Source organism: Sphingomonas sp. BK345 (assembly GCF_014193845.1).
Taxonomy (GTDB): Bacteria; Pseudomonadota; Alphaproteobacteria; order Sphingomonadales; family Sphingomonadaceae; genus Sphingomonas.
This window is the reverse complement of sequence record NZ_JACHZX010000003.1, coordinates 855,766-873,000: the sequence shown is the minus strand read 5'-3', so window position 1 is coordinate 873,000 and position 17,235 is coordinate 855,766. Positions and strand designations below refer to the sequence as shown.

Annotated in this window: 20 protein-coding genes and 1 other RNA gene; 9 read left to right on the top strand and 12 right to left on the bottom strand. The window is 71.4% G+C overall.

The features are described from left to right. Positions 1–162 precede the first annotated feature (162 nt). On the bottom strand, positions 163–1,308 hold the full coding sequence (locus FHY03_RS13350) for an aldose epimerase family protein (protein WP_183924752.1): 1,146 nt from the start codon (positions 1,306–1,308) through the stop codon (positions 163–165). Between the two features lie 145 nt (positions 1,309–1,453). On the opposite strand from FHY03_RS13350, the gene FHY03_RS13345 reads away from it, so the two are divergent. Next, on the top strand, positions 1,454–2,773 hold the full coding sequence (locus FHY03_RS13345; protein ID WP_183924754.1) for a sugar MFS transporter: 1,320 nt from the start codon (positions 1,454–1,456) through the stop codon (positions 2,771–2,773). A 253-nt stretch (positions 2,774–3,026) separates the two neighbouring features. On the opposite strand, the gene FHY03_RS13340 is transcribed toward FHY03_RS13345, so the two are convergent. Further along, positions 3,027–3,905: an SMP-30/gluconolactonase/LRE family protein gene (locus tag FHY03_RS13340; protein WP_183931287.1), complete on the bottom strand. Its 879-nt coding sequence runs from the start codon at positions 3,903–3,905 to the stop codon at positions 3,027–3,029. 98 nt (positions 3,906–4,003) lie between these two features. On the opposite strand from FHY03_RS13340, the gene FHY03_RS13335 reads away from it, so the two are divergent. From FHY03_RS13335 to FHY03_RS13320, 4 genes are read left to right on the top strand one after another with little or no spacing between them, the layout of a single operon-like run. Beyond that, positions 4,004–4,882: a 2-dehydro-3-deoxygalactonokinase gene (locus FHY03_RS13335; protein ID WP_183924758.1), complete on the top strand. Its 879-nt coding sequence runs from the start codon at positions 4,004–4,006 to the stop codon at positions 4,880–4,882. Further along, the gene (locus FHY03_RS13330) at positions 4,879–5,517 is read left to right on the top strand and encodes a 2-dehydro-3-deoxy-6-phosphogalactonate aldolase (RefSeq protein WP_183931285.1); all 639 of its coding nucleotides are present in this window, start codon (positions 4,879–4,881) and stop codon (positions 5,515–5,517) included. The genes FHY03_RS13335 and FHY03_RS13330 overlap by 4 nt, the downstream gene beginning before the upstream one ends. Continuing rightward, on the top strand, positions 5,514–6,509 hold the full coding sequence (gene araD1, locus FHY03_RS13325) for an AraD1 family protein (RefSeq protein WP_183924762.1): 996 nt from the start codon (positions 5,514–5,516) through the stop codon (positions 6,507–6,509). The genes FHY03_RS13330 and araD1 overlap by 4 nt, the downstream gene beginning before the upstream one ends. Then, positions 6,506–7,447 (top strand): Gfo/Idh/MocA family protein, encoded by a 942-nt coding sequence (locus FHY03_RS13320; protein WP_183924764.1) that lies wholly within the window; start codon positions 6,506–6,508, stop codon positions 7,445–7,447. Before araD1 ends, FHY03_RS13320 begins: the two co-directional genes overlap by 4 nt. 184 nt (positions 7,448–7,631) lie before the next feature. On the opposite strand, the gene FHY03_RS13315 is transcribed toward FHY03_RS13320, so the two are convergent. The 8 genes from FHY03_RS13315 to FHY03_RS13280 form a co-directional block, all read right to left on the bottom strand. Further along, positions 7,632–8,609 carry a murein hydrolase activator EnvC gene (locus tag FHY03_RS13315; RefSeq protein WP_183931283.1) on the bottom strand — a complete coding sequence of 326 codons (978 nt, stop codon included), beginning with the start codon at positions 8,607–8,609 and terminating at the stop codon, positions 7,632–7,634. Positions 8,610–8,619: 10 nt separating this feature from the next. Further along, positions 8,620–9,042, bottom strand: coding sequence for a 23S rRNA (pseudouridine(1915)-N(3))-methyltransferase RlmH (locus FHY03_RS13310; RefSeq protein ID WP_183931281.1), 423 nt, complete (start codon positions 9,040–9,042; stop codon positions 8,620–8,622). 91 nt (positions 9,043–9,133) lie between these two features. After that, the gene (gene rsfS, locus FHY03_RS13305; protein ID WP_183924770.1) at positions 9,134–9,523 is read right to left on the bottom strand and encodes a ribosome silencing factor; all 390 of its coding nucleotides are present in this window, start codon (positions 9,521–9,523) and stop codon (positions 9,134–9,136) included. Positions 9,524–9,532: 9 nt separating this feature from the next. Beyond that, positions 9,533–10,171, bottom strand: a complete 639-nt coding sequence (locus FHY03_RS13300) for a nicotinate-nucleotide adenylyltransferase (protein WP_183931279.1) — start codon at positions 10,169–10,171, stop codon at positions 9,533–9,535. Beyond that, entirely contained in the window at positions 10,168–10,563 is a 396-nt protein-coding gene (locus tag FHY03_RS13295; RefSeq protein ID WP_183924774.1) for a type II toxin-antitoxin system RelE/ParE family toxin, read from the bottom strand. Before FHY03_RS13295 ends, FHY03_RS13300 begins: the two co-directional genes overlap by 4 nt. A 40-nt stretch (positions 10,564–10,603) precedes the next feature. Beyond that, the gene (locus FHY03_RS13290; protein WP_183924776.1) at positions 10,604–10,861 is read right to left on the bottom strand and encodes a CopG family ribbon-helix-helix protein; all 258 of its coding nucleotides are present in this window, start codon (positions 10,859–10,861) and stop codon (positions 10,604–10,606) included. Next, positions 10,858–12,120 (bottom strand): glutamate-5-semialdehyde dehydrogenase, encoded by a 1,263-nt coding sequence (locus FHY03_RS13285; protein ID WP_183931277.1) that lies wholly within the window; start codon positions 12,118–12,120, stop codon positions 10,858–10,860. The genes FHY03_RS13290 and FHY03_RS13285 overlap by 4 nt, the downstream gene beginning before the upstream one ends. A 51-nt stretch (positions 12,121–12,171) precedes the next feature. Then, complete coding sequence (locus FHY03_RS13280; RefSeq protein ID WP_183931275.1) at positions 12,172–12,441, bottom strand: hypothetical protein; 270 nt, start codon at positions 12,439–12,441, stop codon at positions 12,172–12,174. A gap of 95 nt (positions 12,442–12,536) precedes the next feature. Between FHY03_RS13280 and msrB the strand changes: the two genes are divergently transcribed. Next, positions 12,537–13,034 carry a peptide-methionine (R)-S-oxide reductase MsrB gene (msrB, locus tag FHY03_RS13275; RefSeq protein WP_183931273.1) on the top strand — a complete coding sequence of 166 codons (498 nt, stop codon included), beginning with the start codon at positions 12,537–12,539 and terminating at the stop codon, positions 13,032–13,034. Between the two features lie 18 nt (positions 13,035–13,052). Here msrB and FHY03_RS13270 read toward each other — a convergent pair whose 3' ends face one another. Then, positions 13,053–13,604: a CHAP domain-containing protein gene (locus tag FHY03_RS13270; RefSeq protein ID WP_311721602.1), complete on the bottom strand. Its 552-nt coding sequence runs from the start codon at positions 13,602–13,604 to the stop codon at positions 13,053–13,055. Between the two features lie 388 nt (positions 13,605–13,992). On the opposite strand from FHY03_RS13270, the gene FHY03_RS13265 reads away from it, so the two are divergent. From FHY03_RS13265 to FHY03_RS13255, 3 genes are all read left to right on the top strand, one after another. Beyond that, positions 13,993–15,138 (top strand): acyl-CoA dehydrogenase family protein, encoded by a 1,146-nt coding sequence (locus FHY03_RS13265; protein WP_183931271.1) that lies wholly within the window; start codon positions 13,993–13,995, stop codon positions 15,136–15,138. A 195-nt stretch (positions 15,139–15,333) separates the two neighbouring features. Further along, on the top strand, positions 15,334–16,122 hold the full coding sequence (locus FHY03_RS13260) for an SDR family oxidoreductase (RefSeq protein WP_183931269.1): 789 nt from the start codon (positions 15,334–15,336) through the stop codon (positions 16,120–16,122). A gap of 267 nt (positions 16,123–16,389) precedes the next feature. Beyond that, positions 16,390–16,554 carry a hypothetical protein gene (locus FHY03_RS13255; RefSeq protein WP_183924788.1) on the top strand — a complete coding sequence of 55 codons (165 nt, stop codon included), beginning with the start codon at positions 16,390–16,392 and terminating at the stop codon, positions 16,552–16,554. Between the two features lie 312 nt (positions 16,555–16,866). On the opposite strand, the gene ssrA is transcribed toward FHY03_RS13255, so the two are convergent. Beyond that, positions 16,867–17,207, bottom strand: a transfer-messenger RNA (tmRNA) gene (ssrA, locus tag FHY03_RS13250). Positions 17,208–17,235 lie beyond the last annotated feature (28 nt).

The window sequence follows — 17,235 nt, the reverse complement described above, 5'->3', positions numbered from 1 at the left end:
CCGATGATCGGCCTGCCCGAGCGCAGCTCGTCGAGGCTGAGACCGAAGTTGAGGTAGCGCTCCAGGTACAGCGCGGTCATGTCGATGTTCGCGGGGTTGTCGAACCACGCCCGGCTGCGCAGCGCCGGCGGTGTTGTGCTCTCAGTCATCGCTCGCTCCGGGTCAGCGCGCCGTCGAGACGCGGAAGACCATGATATGATGGTAGGGCTTGCCCGGATCGACACGCGCCGAGCCGAACGCCGGCTGGTTGGGGGTGTCCGGGAATTTCTGAGGCTCCAGCGCGATGCCGTCGCCCATCCGATAGACGTGGCCCGATTTGCCGATCAGCGAGCCATCGAGGAAGTTGCCCGAGTAGAATTGCACGCCCGGCTCGGTGGTGAGCACCTCGAGCACGCGCCCGGACACCGGGTCCTCCAGCCGCGCGGCGAGCTGCGGGTCCTTGGTGGCGCCCTTGTCGAGCGCGAAATTATGGTCGTAGCCGCGACCGATCACGATCTGCGGGTCGCGCCCGTCGCGCACGCCCTCGCCGACGATGCGACCCTGCGTGAAGTCGAACACCGTGCCCGCCACCGGCTTGAGCTCGCCGGTCGGGATAAGCGTGGCGTCGACCGGGGTGTAGCGCTTCGCCGGGATCGTCAGCTTCTGCGCGTAGATGCCGCCCGGCGACCCCTCGCCCGCCATGTCGAACAGCGCGTGATTGGTGAGGTTGACGATCGTCGGCGCGTCAGTCTTGGCGCTGAGGTCGATCATCAGCGAACCGGCATCGTCGAGGCTGTAGGTCGCGGTCACCTGGAGCGTGCCGGGATAGCCCTGGTCGCCCGCCGGACTGGTCATCACCATGGTGACGCTCGCCTTGGGCCCGGACTTCACCTCGGTGATCTTCCAGATCACCTTGTCGAACCCCTTGGTGCCGCCGTGGAGCGAGTTGGTCTTGTCGTTGAGCGGCAACTGATAGCTCTTGCCGTCGAGCGCGAACTTGCCGCCGCGGATGCGGTTGGCGTAGCGGCCGACGGTCTGGCCCCAGAAATTGGGCTTGGTGACGTAGCTGGCGGCATCGTCGTAACCGAGCGTGATGTCGGCCACCTTGCCGTCGCGCCCCGGCACGTTGAGCGACTGGAGCGTCGCCCCGAGCGTCATCACGCGCGCGCTGACGCCGTTGCTACCGCTGAGCACCACCGCCTCGATCGCGGTGCCGTCGGGCAATTGGCCGAACGCCTCGCGCTTCGCGGTCGCGGCGTCAGCGCCCACTGCCGCCAACAGGCTGCCGGCCGCCATCGTCCACCCGCTCCACGCAGCCCATCTCACCATTGCCGACCTCTCCCGAACGTCCTAGCGCACGCGCCTCAGCACCGCCGTTCTGCGGCGTTTCCGCATTGACCCGGCGACCACCCGGAATATAGTCAGACATATCGAGCACGCGCAACCCAGTTCCGCGCGTCACAAGGAGAGGATGATGGCCGGACCACCGATTTCCAGCGGCGCTGTCGCGACGGGGGGCGGAGGGGCCGTCTCGTATCGCCCCGCACTCGCGCTGCTGGCCTCGCTGTTCTTCATGTGGGGTTTCATCACCGTCCTCAACGACATCCTGATCCCGCACCTGAAAGCGGTGTTCGACCTCAACTACACCCAGTCGCTGCTGATCCAGTTCGTCTGGTTCATCGCCTACGGCGTCGCCTCCTTCCCCGCCGCCAAGTTGATCGAGCGGATCGGCTACAAGAAGTCGATGGTCGTCGGCCTGCTGATCATGGCGGTGGGTGCGCTCGGCTTCGTACCGGCGTCGCAGCTCGCCTCCTACGGCTTCTTTCTCACCGCTCTGTTCGTGCTCGCCACCGGCATCACGTTGCTTCAGGTCGCCGCCAACCCCTATGTCGCGGTGATCGGCCCGCCTGAGAGCGCCTCCTTCCGGCTCAACCTGGTGCAGGCGTTCAACTCGCTCGGCACCTTCGTGGCGCCCACCTTCGGCGCGATGCTGATCCTGTCGCGCTCCGCCTCGGGCACGAGCGAGGGCGGCACGACGCAGCTGAGCGCAGCGCAGCGGCTCGCCGACGCGCAGTCGGTGCAGATGCCCTATATCCTGATCGCGGGCGTGCTGGTGGTGATCGCGGTGACGATCGCGCTGTTCAAGCTGCCCCAGCTCGGCTCGGCCACCAACCGCATCGCCGCCGACGAGCGCCGCCGCCACTCGCTGTTCCAGCACCGCAACCTGGTGTTCGGCGTGCCCGCGATCGGCCTGTACGTGCTGGCCGAGATCTGCGTCGGCTCGCTGCTGATCAGCTTCATCCAGCAGCCGCAGATCGCCAACCTCAGCGCCACCGATGCCAGCGGCTATCTCACCCTGCTATGGGGCGGGATGATGGTGGGTCGCTTCGTCGGTGCCGCGATCATGCGCTACATCGCGCCGGAGAAGCTGCTGGCGTTCAACGCGCTGGTCGCCTTCGTGCTGGTGATGACCGCGGTGCTGTTCACCGGCCATATCGCGATGTGGGCGCTGGTGCTGGTCGGGCTGTTCCATTCGATCATGTTCCCGACGATCTTCACGCTGGGGATCAAGGGCCTGGGCCCGCTCACCGAGGAAGGCTCGGGGCTGCTGATCATGGCGATCGCGGGCGGCGCGCTGGCGACGGTGCAGGCGTGGATCGCCGACCACCACGGGCTGAGCATCTCGTTCCTCGTTCCCGCGGTGTGCGAGCTGTACGTGCTGTTCTACGCGTTGTGGGGCTCGCGCCCGACCAACGCCTTCCCCGACAGCGCGGCGCAGGAGACCGCCGCCTGAGGGTGGCGGCGCCACGCCGATGAAGTCGCAGGCGGCCGGCGTTCCCTCGGGGGAGCGCCGGCCGTTCGCTTTTGGTCACGCGCGGGCGCTGCGTCAGGATCCGTTCACGCTGCGGGAGAGGCTGAGCGTGTCCAAGCCTAGTCTCGACGAGGCGCTGTGCGCGGGACGGTGCTTCGAGACGCCGCTTCGGCAGGCTCAGCGGCTCCTCAGCACGAACGGGGTGACATAGCGGGCGCACGTTATCGCGCCTCGCTCACCCGCGCGCGCGCGCCGGTGGCAGCGGCTGGCCCGGCACCTCGACCGCGAAGCTGAACAGCCCGCCCGCCTCGGGCTGCGCCGCGCGCTGGGCGTCGTCGAGGCCGATGCTCGCGGTCGTGACATAGGCGGTGCGCAGGTCGGGCCCACCCAGCGCGACCTTGGTCACGTTGGACGCCGGGATCCGCACCTCGCGCAGGATCGCGCCCGCAGGCGAGTAGAGCCGCGCGCGCCAGCCGCCCCACAGCCCCGCCCAGACGTTGCCGGCCGAGTCGACCGTCACGCCGTCCGGGTGGCCGTCGATCGGATCGATCCGCGCGAAGTCGCGCATCGCGCCCGTGGTGCCGTCGGGCGCGAGCTCGACCGCGTGGATCACCCCGCCGACCGTGTCGACGTGGTACAGCGTCCGCCCGTCCGGCGCGATGCCGGGGCCGTTGGTGATCGCCACCGCCGGGATCGCGGTCGCCACCGCCGCGACGCCGTCCCAGCGGTGCACGCGCCCGGTCGCGCCGCTCTCTCCGTCATCCATCGAGCCGAAATAGATCGCGCCGTCGGGCGCGACCGTGGCGTCGTTGAGGCGGTTGCCGGGCAGCTCGGGCTCGACCTCGGCGAGATGCGTGAAGTCGCCCGTGTCGGGATCGAAGCGCGCCAGCCCGGTCTGCAGCCCCGCGATCAGCGCGCCGTCGTCGGCGGGCAGCACCCAGCCCACCTGCGCCGGCGCGTCCCACTGCGACATCGCGCCGCTCCCGGGATCGTAGCGATGAACCCGGCGCTGCTTGATGTCGGTGAACCACAGCACGCCGCGCGCAGGATCCCACGCCGGCCCCTCGCCCAGCAGCGCGCCGCCGCGCCACAGCGTCGTCACCTCGTCCGCCATCGTCCGCTCTCCTTCTGCTCTGTCGCCGACCGGCGCCGGCACCGGCTTGACCTGATCGCACAGCGGTTTATGTCTTACAAATAGATTAGGAGGGATGCGTGGCGGGCGACTATATCGCCATCGACTGGGGCACGACCAACCGCCGCGCCTGGCGCGTGGCGAGGGACGGGACGTTCGGAGCATGCGTGCGCGACTCGCGCGGCGTGCTCGCGCTCACCGCCGACGACTATCCCGCTGAGCTGGCGGCGCTGCGCGCTCAACTGGGCGAGCTGCCGGTGATCGCCGCCGGCATGGTCGGCTCCAATCGCGGCTGGCGCGAGGTGGCCTATGTCGACGCGCCCGCCGACCTCGCCGCGCTCGCCGCCGGCGCGCTCCGCCTGCCCGACGCGGACGCCCTGCTACTGCCCGGCGTCGCGCTGCGCAGTGGTGCGCGCGCCGACGTGATGCGCGGCGAGGAGGTGCAGGTGCTCGGCGCGCTCGCCGCCGGGCTCGCCCCCGCCGACGCTTTGTTCTGCCAGCCCGGCACGCACAACAAGTGGATCGCCACCACCGCGGGTCAGATCACCGACGTCGCCACCGCGCTGACCGGCGAGCTGTTCGCGCTGCTGCGCGGCCACGGCATCCTCAGCGCGATGCTCGACGGGCCGGTCGCCGACGGCGCCGCCTTCCGCGCCGGCGTGGCGCGCGGTGCGGGCGCGCGCGACCTCACCGTCGCCTTGTTCGAGGTGCGCGCGCGCGTGCTGCTCGACCGGCTCGACGCCGCCGATGCCGCCAGCTTCGCCAGCGGCGTGCTGATCGGCGCCGACGTCGGCGCGCGCAGCGACCTCAAGGGCCGCCCGGTCCAGCTGCTCGCCAGCGGCGACCTCGCCACGCTCTACGCCGCCGCCATCGACGCGTGCGGCGGCACCGCCCTGGCGCTCGACAGCGAGCGCGCCTTCGCCGCCGGCATTCACCGGCTGTGGGAGATGACCCGATGACCGACCCACTCGCGGCGTTCGACGTCGCCTTCCGTCAGGCGCCGCTGGTGGCGATCCTGCGCGGCCTCACTCCGGCGGAGGCGCCCGCGGTGGGCGACGCGCTGGTGGAAGCGGGCTTCACCCTGCTCGAGGTGCCGCTCAACTCGCCCGAGCCGATCGAGAGCATCCGCCTGCTCGCCGAGCGGCTCGCGGGGCGCGCGATGGTCGGCGCCGGCACCGTGCTCACCACCGACGACGTCGCGCGCGTGCGCGACGCGGGCGGCACGCTGATCGTCTCGCCCAACACCAACCCCGAGGTGATCCGCGCCAGTGTCGCCGCCGGTATGGTGTCGCTGCCCGGCTATTTCACCCCGAGCGAGGGCTTCGCCGCGCTCGCCGCGGGCGCCACCGCGCTGAAGCTCTTCCCCGCCGATGGCACCACCCCAGCCTTTCTCAAGGCGCAGCGCGCGGTGCTGCCCAAGGCGACGCGGATGCTCGCGGTCGGCGGCATCACCCCGCAGAACATGGCCGAGTGGCGCGCCGCGGGCGCCGACGGCTTCGGGCTCGGCTCCAACCTCTACCGCCCCGGCAAATCGGCCGAGGCGGTGGGCCAGGACGCACGCCAGTATATCACCGCGCTCAAGGACCTCGCATGAGCTTCACCCGCCTGCTTCAGCACCGCGGCGACGACGGTCGTCGCCGCGTCATCCTCGCCGAGGGCGATGCCGCGCACTTTCTCGACGGGGTCGCCACCACGCGTGAGCTGGCGCTGGAGGCGATCGCGCATGGCACCACGCTCGCCGCGGCCGCCGCGGCGCGCCGCACCGACGAGGCGGTCGATCTCGCCGCCGAGCTCGACGCCAAGCGCCTGCTGCCGGCGATCGACCATGAGGACGGCGCGCGGCTGCTGCTCGCTGGCACCGGGCTGACCCATCTCGGCTCGGCCGAAGGGCGCGACAAGATGCACAAGGCGGCGACCGACGCCGCGCATCAGACCGACTCGATGCGGATGTTCCTGGAAGGCGTCGAGGGCGGCAAGCCCGCCGCGGGCTCGGTCGGCCAGCAGCCCGAGTGGTTCTACAAGGGTGACGGCCAGTCGCTGGTGGCGCCCGAGGCGCCGCTCGCCTCGCCCGCCTTCGCGCAGGACGGCGGCGAGGAGCCCGAGCTCGCCGGCATCTACCTGATCGGCGAGGACGGCACGCCCTATCGGCTCGGTGTCGCGCTCGCCAACGAGTTCAGCGACCACGTCACCGAGAAACACAATTATCTCTGGCTGGCGCATTCCAAGCTGCGCCAGGCCGCGCTCGGCCCCGAGCTGCTGCTCGGCACGCCGCCGGCGGACATTCGGGGCACCAGCCGGATCGTCCGTGACGGCGCGACTTTGTGGGAGAAGCCGTTCCTGACCGGCGAGGACAATATGTCGCACCACCTCGCCAACCTCGAGCACCATCATTTCAAATATGCCGGCTTCCGCCGCGCCGGCGACGTCCACGTTCATTTCTTCGGCACCGCGACCCTGTCGGTGGCCGACGGGGTGAAGACCCGGCCCGGCGACGTGTTCGAGATCAGCGCCGCGCCCTTCGCGCTGCCGCTGCGCAACCCGCTGACCGACGCGCCCGACGCGCCGGTGCAGGTGCGCGCGCTGTGAGCGGCCCGATCCGCCTCGCGCTGGTCGGCATGGGCAAGATCGCGCACGACCAGCACCTGCCCGCGATCGCGGGCAACGACGACATCGAACTGGTCGCGACGGTCAGCCGCCACGGCGAGCCGGTAGGCGACCTGCCCTTCTTCCCCAACGTCGAGGCGCTCGCCGCGAGCGGCATGGCGGTCGACGCGGTCGCGCTCTGCACCCCGCCACAGGTGCGCCGCGCGATCGCGCAGTTCGCGATCGAGCAGGGCTGGCACGTCTTCCTCGAGAAGCCGCCGGGCGCGACGCTGGCAGAGGTCACCGCGCTGCGCGACGCGGCGACGGCGCGCGGCGTCAGCCTGTTCGCCAGCTGGCACTCGCGCTACGCCGACGGGGTCGAGCCGGCGCGCGCCTGGCTCGCCGGCCGCGCGGTGAAGTGGGCGACGATCACCTGGCGCGAGGACGTGCGCGTCTGGCATCCGGGACAGGACTGGATCTGGGAGCCCGGCGGCTTCGGCGTGTTCGATCCCGGCATCAACGCGCTGTCGATCGCGACTCGGATCCTGCCGCGGCCGTTCTTCGTCGAGACCGCCGAGCTGGACGTGCCATCCAACCGCGCCGCGCCGATCGCCGCGCGAGTCGCCTTCCGCGACACCGCGGGCAACGCCATCGCGATGGATCTCGACTTCCGCCAGGAAGGCCCGCAGCACTGGGACATCGAGGTCGAGACCGACGCCGGCACGCTGCTGCTCGCCAAGGGTGGCTCGGTGCTGACGATCGACGGCGCCGAGGCGCTGGCGCACGACGCCGCCCTGCACGGCGAATATCCCGGCCTCTACCGCCGCTTCGCCGAGATCGTCCGCGCCGGCGAGTCCGACGTCGACGTCGCGCCGCTGCGCCTCGTGGCGGACGCGTTCCTTCGCGGGCGGCATATCGCCGTCGAGCCCTTCGTGGAGTGAGGGCGGCGGCGCACGAAATCCAGAGCCACCGGGCCCACCGCTTGGCGCTCCGGGCTCCCGCGTGCACGGGAGCAGGGTTAGGCTTGGATGGATCGTACTCCGGTGACTCCCGGCACGCTTAGCACGTCGGCCCTAGCCGCGCCGCCCCCCGCCCCGCCCTTGCGTCGATGCGCGCCCTCTCCCGTCACCCCACCAGCTGCGCCACGTCGACGGGCACACCGCGCCGCCGCAGTTCGACCGTGACGCGGGCCTCACCGCGCTCGGGTGCATGACCGAGCGCGGCGTCGGCGGCGACCGTCTCGCCACGCCGCACCGACGGCACTGCGATGCCGGTGACCAGCGTCTGCCAGCCCGCGCCATGGTCGATGATCACGATCGTGCCGTAGCTCCGGAAGGCACCGACGTAGCGCACCACACCGCCCGCGGGCGCGATCACCGCGGCGCCACGCGGCACCGCCAGCGTCAGCCCGCGCGAGCGCACGCCGTTGTCCGACAGCTCGCCCAGCCCGGTCACGAGCCGCCCGCGCGCGGGCAGGCGATAGGCCGGATCGAGCGAGCGACGCGCGGTGGCGCCGCCAGGTGGCCCCGGCAGCGCGATGAGGTCGCCCAGCACCGCCTGCGCGACGCCCAGCGCGGCGATGCGGTCGGCGGTGTCGCGTGCGGTTTCCTCCAGCGCAAGCGCGCGCTCGTCGTCGTCGCTCAGCGCGGCGAGCCGCTCGCGCGCCTCGACCAGCCGCGCCCGCTCGGCGGCGAGCGCGCGTTCGGTCGTCGCCGCGCTCATCGCGAGCGTGCGCGTCCGCGCCAGTGCGCCGCGCAGCGCGGCGGTGCGGCGTCGCAGCCGCGGCGTCGCGGCGGCGAGTACCGCCTCGACGTGGACGAGATCGGCGACACTGCCGGGGCGCACCAGCAGCGCGGCGCGCGGCCGTCTTGCCACCGCTGCCACCGCGGCGACGAGCCGGACGATCGGTCCCTGCTCGACAGCGAGCGCAGCGCGCTGCCGCGCCAGCCGCGCCGCGATCGCGTCGGCGCGGGTGCGCTCCGCGGAGATCTCGGCCTCGGCACCGGCGAGCTGCGCGCCCGCGCGCCGCGCCGGCACGTCTGGCAGCGCCGCGGCGGACGGTGCCAGCAGCGCGAGCGCGACCATCGCAGCGGCCCGGGACATGCGCACCGGCTCAGCCCTCGCGATGATAGGGGTGGTTGGCGAGGATGCTGGTGGCGCGGAACAATTGCTCCGCGAGCATCGCGCGCGCGAGCAGGTGCGGCCAGGTGGCGCGTCTGAAGGAGAGCAGCAGATCGGCCTCCGCGCGCTCGGCATCGCTGAAGCCGTCTGCCGCGCCGATCAGGAAACGCGCCTCGCGCACGCCGTCGTCGCGCCAGCGGCCCAGCGTCGCGGAGAAGGCGGCGGAGCCGAGCATCTCGCCCTTTTCGTCGAGCAGCACGCGACGGCCTTGCGCCGGCCGGTCGGGCTCGCGCCCGCCGCGATCGGGCAGTTCGCTCAGCCGCGTCGGCCAGGCGATCCGCTTGAGGTAACGGTCGACCAGCTCGGCCTCGGGCGAGCGCCCGATCCGTCCGCGCGCGACGATGTGGAGCAGCATGGAGCGAGGTTAGCCGCTGCGCGCCGCGGCGTCACCCGATGTGTGTGGCGATGCATCGACTCTCCCCTCACAGGGGAGGACGAAGCGCAGCCTACGCCGCCCCGGCGGCAGGCGGGGCGTCGCCGAACGACCACATCCGCTCGAGGTTGTAGAAGCTGCGGACCTCGGGGCGGAAGAGGTGGACGATCACGTCGCCCGCGTCGATCAGCACCCAGTCGGCGCTGGGCAGCCCCTCGATCCGCGCCGAGCGGCCGGTCTCGCCCTTAATCTTCTCGGCCAGCTTCGACGCCATCGACGCGACCTGGCGGGTCGAGCGCCCGCTGGCGATCACCATATGGTCCGCGATCGACGACTTGCCCGCGAGCGGGATCGAGATCGTGTCCACCGCCTGGTCGTCGTCGAGCGATTGCAGGACGAGCTGGTGCAGCGCCGCGGCCTGGTCGGCGTCGGCGGTGCGATGAACGGGGTCAGTGGCGGACAAGGTGGCTCCTCAAGATGCCGCGGACGCTGCGGCTGGCGTGTCAGTTGTGGATATGGGATCGGCGAAACGAACGTGCCAGGCAGGGTCAGCGGCGCGAAGCTGCGTCGCGGACGTCGGGTCAGGGCGGAAACGTAGCAGCACCAGGGCTGGCACACTCCACTCGGTCCACTTCCTCGCCTGGCGTGCGGGCCGCCGAAAGCGCCGCAGCCAACCCATCGCGGGGGCCGCGAGGGCACGCGCATCATAACCCGGACGCGCCACGACCGCAATCGGCATCGTCCGCGCGATCGTGCGCCAGCGCTGCCACTCGTGGAACTGCGCGAGATTGTCCGATCCCATGATCCACACGAAGCGCGTGCGCGGATAGCGCCGCGACAGCTTGGCCAACGTGTCGGCGGTGTAGCGCGTGCGCAGCCGCGCCTCGATGTCGGTGGCGCGGATCGGGGCGCGCCGCGCCATCGCGCGGGCCGAGGCGAGCCGCGCCGGCAGCGGCGCCATGCCGTGGCGCGGCTTGAGCGGGTTACCCGGCGACACCAGCCACCACATCTCGTCCAGGTCGAGCGCGCGAATCGCCGCCAGCGTGAGGTGGCGGTGGCCGCGGTGCGCCGGGTTGAACGAGCCGCCGAGCAGGCCAATGCGGCGGCTCACGTCAGCCCCGCCTGGTCGCCGCGCGCCGATGCAGGGCGAAGGCCCGCGTCATCCTCGCGCCAGTCCTCGCGCTCATGGTACACGCGCAGCACCTCGCAGCGCTGCGCGGTCAGCCGATAGTGGATCAGATAGGGCGTCCCGAGCACGCGCAGCACGCGCGTGTCGCGGCGGTGGCGCCGGCCGCCATAGGGAAAGTCGCGCAGGAAATCGGCGCGACGCCGGATCGCGGTCACCATCGCCAGCGCGGTGGCGGGCGAGACATGCTCGTCGAGCCAGGCGTCGATCGCGACCAGGTCGTCGAGCGCGACGCGCGCCCACACCACGGGCACCGTACTCGGGGCGAGCGCGCTGGCGCGGCGACGGGCAGGCGATCCGCTCCACCAGTCCCTCACGCGGCCGACGTCGTCGCGCGCGGCGTGGCCGCGACGGGCGCTAGCCGCATCGCGCGCGATGCCGCGCGATCATCGCCTCCAGCGCGCGCATCACCTCGTCGTGGTCGACCGTCTCGCCGCGCTCAACCTGATCGATCCCGCGCTGGACGAGACCGTCGGCCGCCGCCTCGCGCGCCACCGCGTCGCGGATCGCCGAGGCAGCGAAGGCCGCGCTGGTGATGCCGCGCGCCGCCGCGATCGAGTCGACCAGGGCCACGGTCACGTCGTCGAGCTCGGCGGTGATCGCGCGCGGGTTCACCCGCGCACCTGGCCGGTGCCGCGCCCCAGCCACTTGTAGGTCGTCAGCCCCTCGAGCGCGACCGGGCCGCGCGCGTGCAGTCGCCCGGTGGCGATGCCGATCTCGGCGCCGAGTCCGAATTCCCCGCCGTCGGCGAACTGGGTCGAGGCATTCCACAGCACGATCGCGGAATCGACCGCGGCGAGGAAGCGCTCCGCCACGCGCTCGTCGTCGGCGACGATAGCGTCGGTATGATGCGAGCCGTGCCGCGCGATATGCGCGAGCGCACCGTCGAGCCCGTCGACCAGCGCCACCGCGGCGATGGCGTCGAGATATTCGGCGTCCCAGTCGCTCGGCTCGGCGGGCGTGACCGCCGGCAGGAGCGCACGAGCCGCCGCGTCGCCACGCAGCGCGCAGCCCGCGTCCGCCAGCGCGGCGAGCAGCGCGGCGGCGTGCGGCCAGGCGCGATCGATCAGCAGCGTCTCCATCGCGCCGCACACGCCGGTGCGGCGTAGCTTCGCGTCGATCACCACCGCCCGCGCCATGCCGGGCTCGGCCGAGCCGTGGACGAAGACGTGGTTGACGCCGTCGAGATGCGCCAGCACCGGCACGCGCGCCTCGGCCTGGACGCGCGCGACCAGGCTCTTGCCGCCGCGCGGGATGATCAGGTCGATCGCGCCCTCGGCCGCGAGCATCGCACCGACCGCGGCGCGGTCGGTGGTGGGCACCAGCTGGACCGCGTCGGCGGGCAGACCGCCCGCGACCAGACCCTCGACCAGCGCGGCGTGGAGCGCGCGGTTGCTCGCCACCGCCTCGGAACCGCCGCGCAGGATCACCGCATTGCCCGAGCGGACGCACAGCGCCGCGGCGTCCGCGGTGACGTTGGGGCGGCTCTCATAGACGATGCCGATCACGCCGATCGGCACGCGGACGCGGCTGAGCGCGAGACCGTTGGGGCGCGTGGTGCGGTCGATCACCTGCCCCACCGGGTCGGCGAGCGCGGCCACGGCGGCGACCCCCGTCGCTGTTGCCTCGAGCCGCGCGGGGTCGAGGCGGAGCCGGTCGATCAGCGCGGGCGAGACGGCGTTGGCGCGCGCGCGCGCGACGTCCTCGGCATTGGCGGCGAGGATCACCGCCGCATGGTCGCGCAGCGCGGTCGCGGCGGCGTGCAGGGCCCGGGCCTTGGTATCATCCTCGGCCGCGGCGAGCGCGTGCGCGGCGCCGCGGGCACGCGCCGTCATCGTGTTGATCAGGACGGGAATGGACTGCGGATCGAGCATCGCGCGCGGGCGTAGCACGAGGGCGCCGCCGCGCCCAGCCGGTGCGTCACGCTACAAGGCGGCCGCGGTCAGCGGCACCTCGGAGACGCAGGCGCCGTCGCGCGCCGCGGTGACGGCGGGCGGCTTGACGCGACCCATCGTCCAGTTCGCCTGCAAGCGGACGCGCGGGTTGGGTGCACACCGGATCTCACCAGTCTCGTTGGGAGCGGTGACCCAGATGAGATGATGTTCCTGACCGTAGTCGATCACCGCGAAGGCGTAGCCCGCGCCGCGATCGAGCACATGGACCGGGAGCGGCGGATCGAGTTGCTGGAAGGACATGGGAAGGAACGCTCCGTTGCCGCAATTTAACCCATGCAAGCTTTTGCAGGTTCTGCGCTCTGGCGGCGGGCCGGCCCGATCTTATATCCGGCGGCATGACCGACATCCCGCTCCACCGCCGCCGCTTCCTCGCGCTCGCCTCGCTCGGCACCGCCGGCGTCGCGCTGGTGGGATGCGGGCGCCAGGCCGAGGCCGCGCCCGAGCGCTTCGCGGTGAGCAAGACCGACGCGCAGTGGCGCCAGCAGCTCGGCCCGGCGGCGTTCGACGTGATGCGCCACGAGGGCACCGAGCGGCCGTTCACCAGCCCGCTCAACGACGAACACCGCGCCGGCACGTTCGCGTGCAAGGGCTGCACCGCGCCCTTGTTCTCGTCCAAGACGAAGTTCGACAGCGGCACCGGCTGGCCCAGCTTCTACGCGCCGCTGCGTGACGCGGTGGCGACGCGGACCGATCGCAGCCTCGGCATGGCGCGCGTCGAGGTGCATTGCCGGCGCTGCGGCGGCCATCTCGGCCACGTCTTCGACGACGGCCCGCCGCCCACGGGCAAGCGCTATTGCATGAACGGCGTGGCGATGACCTTCCGACCGGCGTGAGCCGACCGCACGATCCGCTCAGTCCCCGTCGATCGGCAGCGCGCCCGCGACCGGCGCCGCGGCGGTGGTGGCGATCGTCATCGGCGCGAGCGGCGCCTCGACCTCCGGCGCCGGCGCCTTGTCCGGATAGATGAAGCCGGCGAGCGGGTAGCTGCTCGTCCCGAGGTCGCCGTTGCCGGCGTACCAGACGCGCACCGCGCTCCAGTCGCCCGCCGGCGAGACGTCGATCGCGCGGACGTCGCGCTCGATCCCGCCGCGGCGCGACCAATTGGCGTGGGTGAGCAGCACCTCGCGGTCGCTGACGACCCGGCTCACCATCGCGACGTGGCCGATCGGCATGCCGCGGGTCGCCTTGAAGGCCATGACCGCGCCTTCCACCGGCACGTGGCCGCGCTCGTAGCGGCCGGCGGCCTGGCCCCACCAGGTGTTGGCGTTGCCGCGGATCTCGATGCCCGAGACCTCGCGCGCGAAGGGGACGCACTGCAGGTAGCGTGCCTGCGCCGGCGCCACCGTCATCAGCGCGCACGATACCACCAGCGCGAAGCGCGCCGTCAGAGCCTTGGAATTCACGGGTGACCCCCCGGTCTCTCGAAACTGATGAGTCTCTGCTAGGCGGTGAATCCTGACCGAACAAACGCTGCCGGAACCTTTCCGGACGAGTCGAGTTGCCGCGGCGGTGAGCCGAACACTGGCGTCGGGAAAAGGTTAGCGAAGCTGTCCCGCAGTGTGAATCGACGGTTAAAATCACCCTCTTGTCACCGCCGAATCGCCGCATTCGCGCGTCGCCCGATCGACGCGGGCGCAGTGGGGTCGCATCCTCCCGTCACATTCCTCGCGGCAGTATGTGGCGCAATAAGGCTCACGCCGGCATTTTAGAAGAACGGGTCTGGTAGGCTGCTTGTGATCCGCCGATCGCCTGCCTAGGATCGACGCACCCGCAATAGTCGATTGCCTTGCCATGGCCCTGGATCCCGAGACCTTCGCCGCGCTGATCGAGACCGTCCGCCGCTATGTCGCCGAGCGGCTTCGCCCGCTCGAGGCGCAGGTCGAGGCCGAGGACGCGGTGCCCGACGCGGTCGTCGCCGAGATGCGCGACATGGGCCTGTTCGGCCTGTCGATCGCCGAGGATTACGGCGGTCTCGGCCTCACCATGGCGGAGGAGGCGCGCGTCGCCATCGAGATGGGGCGCACCACGCCTGCGTTCCGCTCCACCTTCGGGACCAACGTCGGGATCGGCAGCCAGGGGCTGGTGCTCGCCGGCACGCCCGAGCAGAAGGCCGAGTGGTTGCCGCGCATCGCCGCGGGCGAGATCGTCACCAGCTTCGCGCTGACCGAGCCCGGCGTCGGCAGCGATTCCGGCGCGGTGGCGACGCGCGCGGTGCGCGACGGCGACGTCTACCGGCTCTCGGGCACCAAGCGCTACATCACCAACGCCGATCGCGCCGACCTCTTTACCGTGATGGCGCGCACCAGCGACGCGCCGGGCGGCCGCGGCGTCTCGGCCTTCCTGGTCCCGCGCACGCTCGCGGGCGTGTCGGTCGGCGAGCCCGAGAAGAAGATGGGGCAGAAGGGCGCCAAGGTCGCCGATCTCCACCTCGACGACGTCGCGGTTCCCGTCGTCAATCGGCTCGGCGCAGAGGGACAGGGATTCAAGATCGCGATGCGCGTGCTCGATCGCGGGCGGCTCCATATCGCCGCGGTGTGCGTCGGCGTCGCCGAGCGGCTGATCGCCGACTGCGTCGCTTATGCCAGCGAGCGGCGCCAGTTCGGCAAGGCGATCGCCGAGCACCAGTTGATCCAGGCGATGATCGCCGACAGCAAGACCGAGGCGCTCGCCGCGCGCGCGCTGGTGCTCGAGACCGCCGCGGCGAAGGACGCCGGCGCCGAGGTGGTACTGGAGAGCGCGGCGGCCAAATATTACGCCAGCGAGATGGTAGGCCGCGTCGCCGACCGCGCGGTGCAGATCTACGGCGGCGCCGGCTACATCGCCGATTACGGGATCGAGCGGCTGTACCGCGACGTGCGGCTGTTCCGCATCTACGAGGGGACCAGCCAGATCCAGCAGCTGATCATCGCGCGCGAGACGCTGAAGCGCGGCGGGTGAAGCGGGGTTTCTGCGGAGGACGCCAGCGGCGGGAGGATGACGGGCGAGAGGGTGAGGGGAGCGTCCGACCCCGCTCTTCGTCATCCCCGCCTCCGCGGGGATGACGATGAGGCGAGACCGCGCGGCGGACGATCGTGGCCTGGGGCCGGAAGACCGAAGGGGAGCGCTCCCCGACACATGACACAGGAGAGGCACATGAACACCGACCATCTGTTCCGGCTCGACGGCCGCGTCGCGCTCGTCACGGGGGGCAGCCGCGGCATCGGGCGGATGATCGCGGCGGGCTTCGTCGCGCAGGGGGCGACCGTCTATGTCTCGAGCCGCAAGGCCGAGGCCTGCGAGGAGACCGCCGCGGCGCTGGGCGCGCACTGCCACGCGCTGCCGATGGACGTGTCGACGGTGAACGGCTGCCGCGCGCTCGCCGCGGCGCTGGGTAAGCGCGAGCGGCGCCTCGACATCCTCGTCAACAACGCGGGCGCGGCCTGGGGCGTGCCCTTCACCGACTTTCCCGAGAGTGGCTGGGACAAGGTGATGGATCTCAATGTCAAGTCGCCCTTCTTCCTGACCCAGGCGCTGCACGCGCTGCTCCGCGCCGGCGCGGCGGCGCACCCGCCGGCCAAGGTGATCAACATCACCTCGGTCGACGGACTGCGGCTCAATCCGTGGGAGACGTACAGCTACCAGGCGTCGAAGGCAGCGCTGATCCACCTCACCCGCCGCCTCGCGGCGCGGCTGGTCGAGGACGGCATCCACGTCAGCTCGATCGCGCCGGGCGCTTTCGCCAGCGAGATGAACCGCGCCGCGCGCGACCACGCCGACGCGGTGGCGAAGCGTATCCCGGCGCGACGCATCGGCGAGGCGGAAGACATGGCAGGCACCGCGATCTTCCTCGCCTCGCGCGCGGGCGACTATGTGGTGGGAGAGACGATCGCGGTCGACGGCGGGCTGGTCAACGCCTCGCTGGGGGGCGGCATCGACGCGTGATGTCGAAAGGACACGCCCACCTTGGTGCTAAATGGACGCTGAACCCGCCGACTAAGCCACTCGACGATCGACGCCGGGGACGACGCTTCGAGACGAGGCTTCGGCGAGCTCAGCCTCTCCTCAGCGCGAACGGATCTTGCTGGGCACGCTCCTGGCTACGTCACCGCTCGTGCTGAGGAGCCGCTGAGCCTGTCGAAGCGGCGTCTCGAGGCACTGGCTGGAACGCGCCCGCTACCCCGCCCGTTTCCGCGATGAAGGAGACGGTGCATGGACAAGGACGACACCAAGCCAACCGAACTGACCGAACGGCCCAATCTCTCCACCGAGCACCAGCGCGAGGGCGACGCACGTCGCCCCAGCGACACGCTCGACAAGGGCCAGCCGCAAGGCGAGACGATCCCGCGCAAGTCGTCGCTGCTGGGCGACGACTGATCGACATCGGGCCCGACGAGGATCGATCACCATGGCAAGCCGCGAAGGAACGTCCTTCCGCTGCGTGGCAGCTGAGCGGAGGGTAGAGGCGAGTCGCGGGCGCGAGCTCCTGCCGGCCTTCCCAGCGGTCTGATCCCTGCACGCGTGCTCCGTCGAAGGCCGGAGCGCAGGGACATCATCACCATTGGCAGCCGTTCCGGGCGCCTGGATGCGCGGGCGCTCGGACAGGCGAACGGCGGAGGCGCTGGCCATCACAGACGTCGCCGATGTTGTGAGTGGGAGGCTTCTGTTGCCCGGTGCCTCCCGTACCGCTGGAATCCCCTTCTGTTGCCCGGTGGGGTCCGACCGCGCTTTTTTGGTGTAACGTCAGGCCGTTAGGCCGTCAGTTACGCCGCAATCGCGAGTGCTTCGTTGTCGTTGGCACTTGTGTAATGGGCCGTTGCGGTGGTCCCATTCCGAGCGAAAACAGCGCTTTTCAACACACGTCGATCCTGGTTCGGCCCCGTCAGCGCGGCTGCGTGCAGCCGCGATGGTGGAGCCGCCGGGTACTGCCCCCGGGTCCGCTGCGCCTATTGTACGCCGCAGTTTATCGCCATAGCCGGGTAGAACCCGACGCGAGTCATATAGGCGGACGCGGATCGCGGGAAAAGCCCCGGATGGCCATTTGCCCGCCACAATATC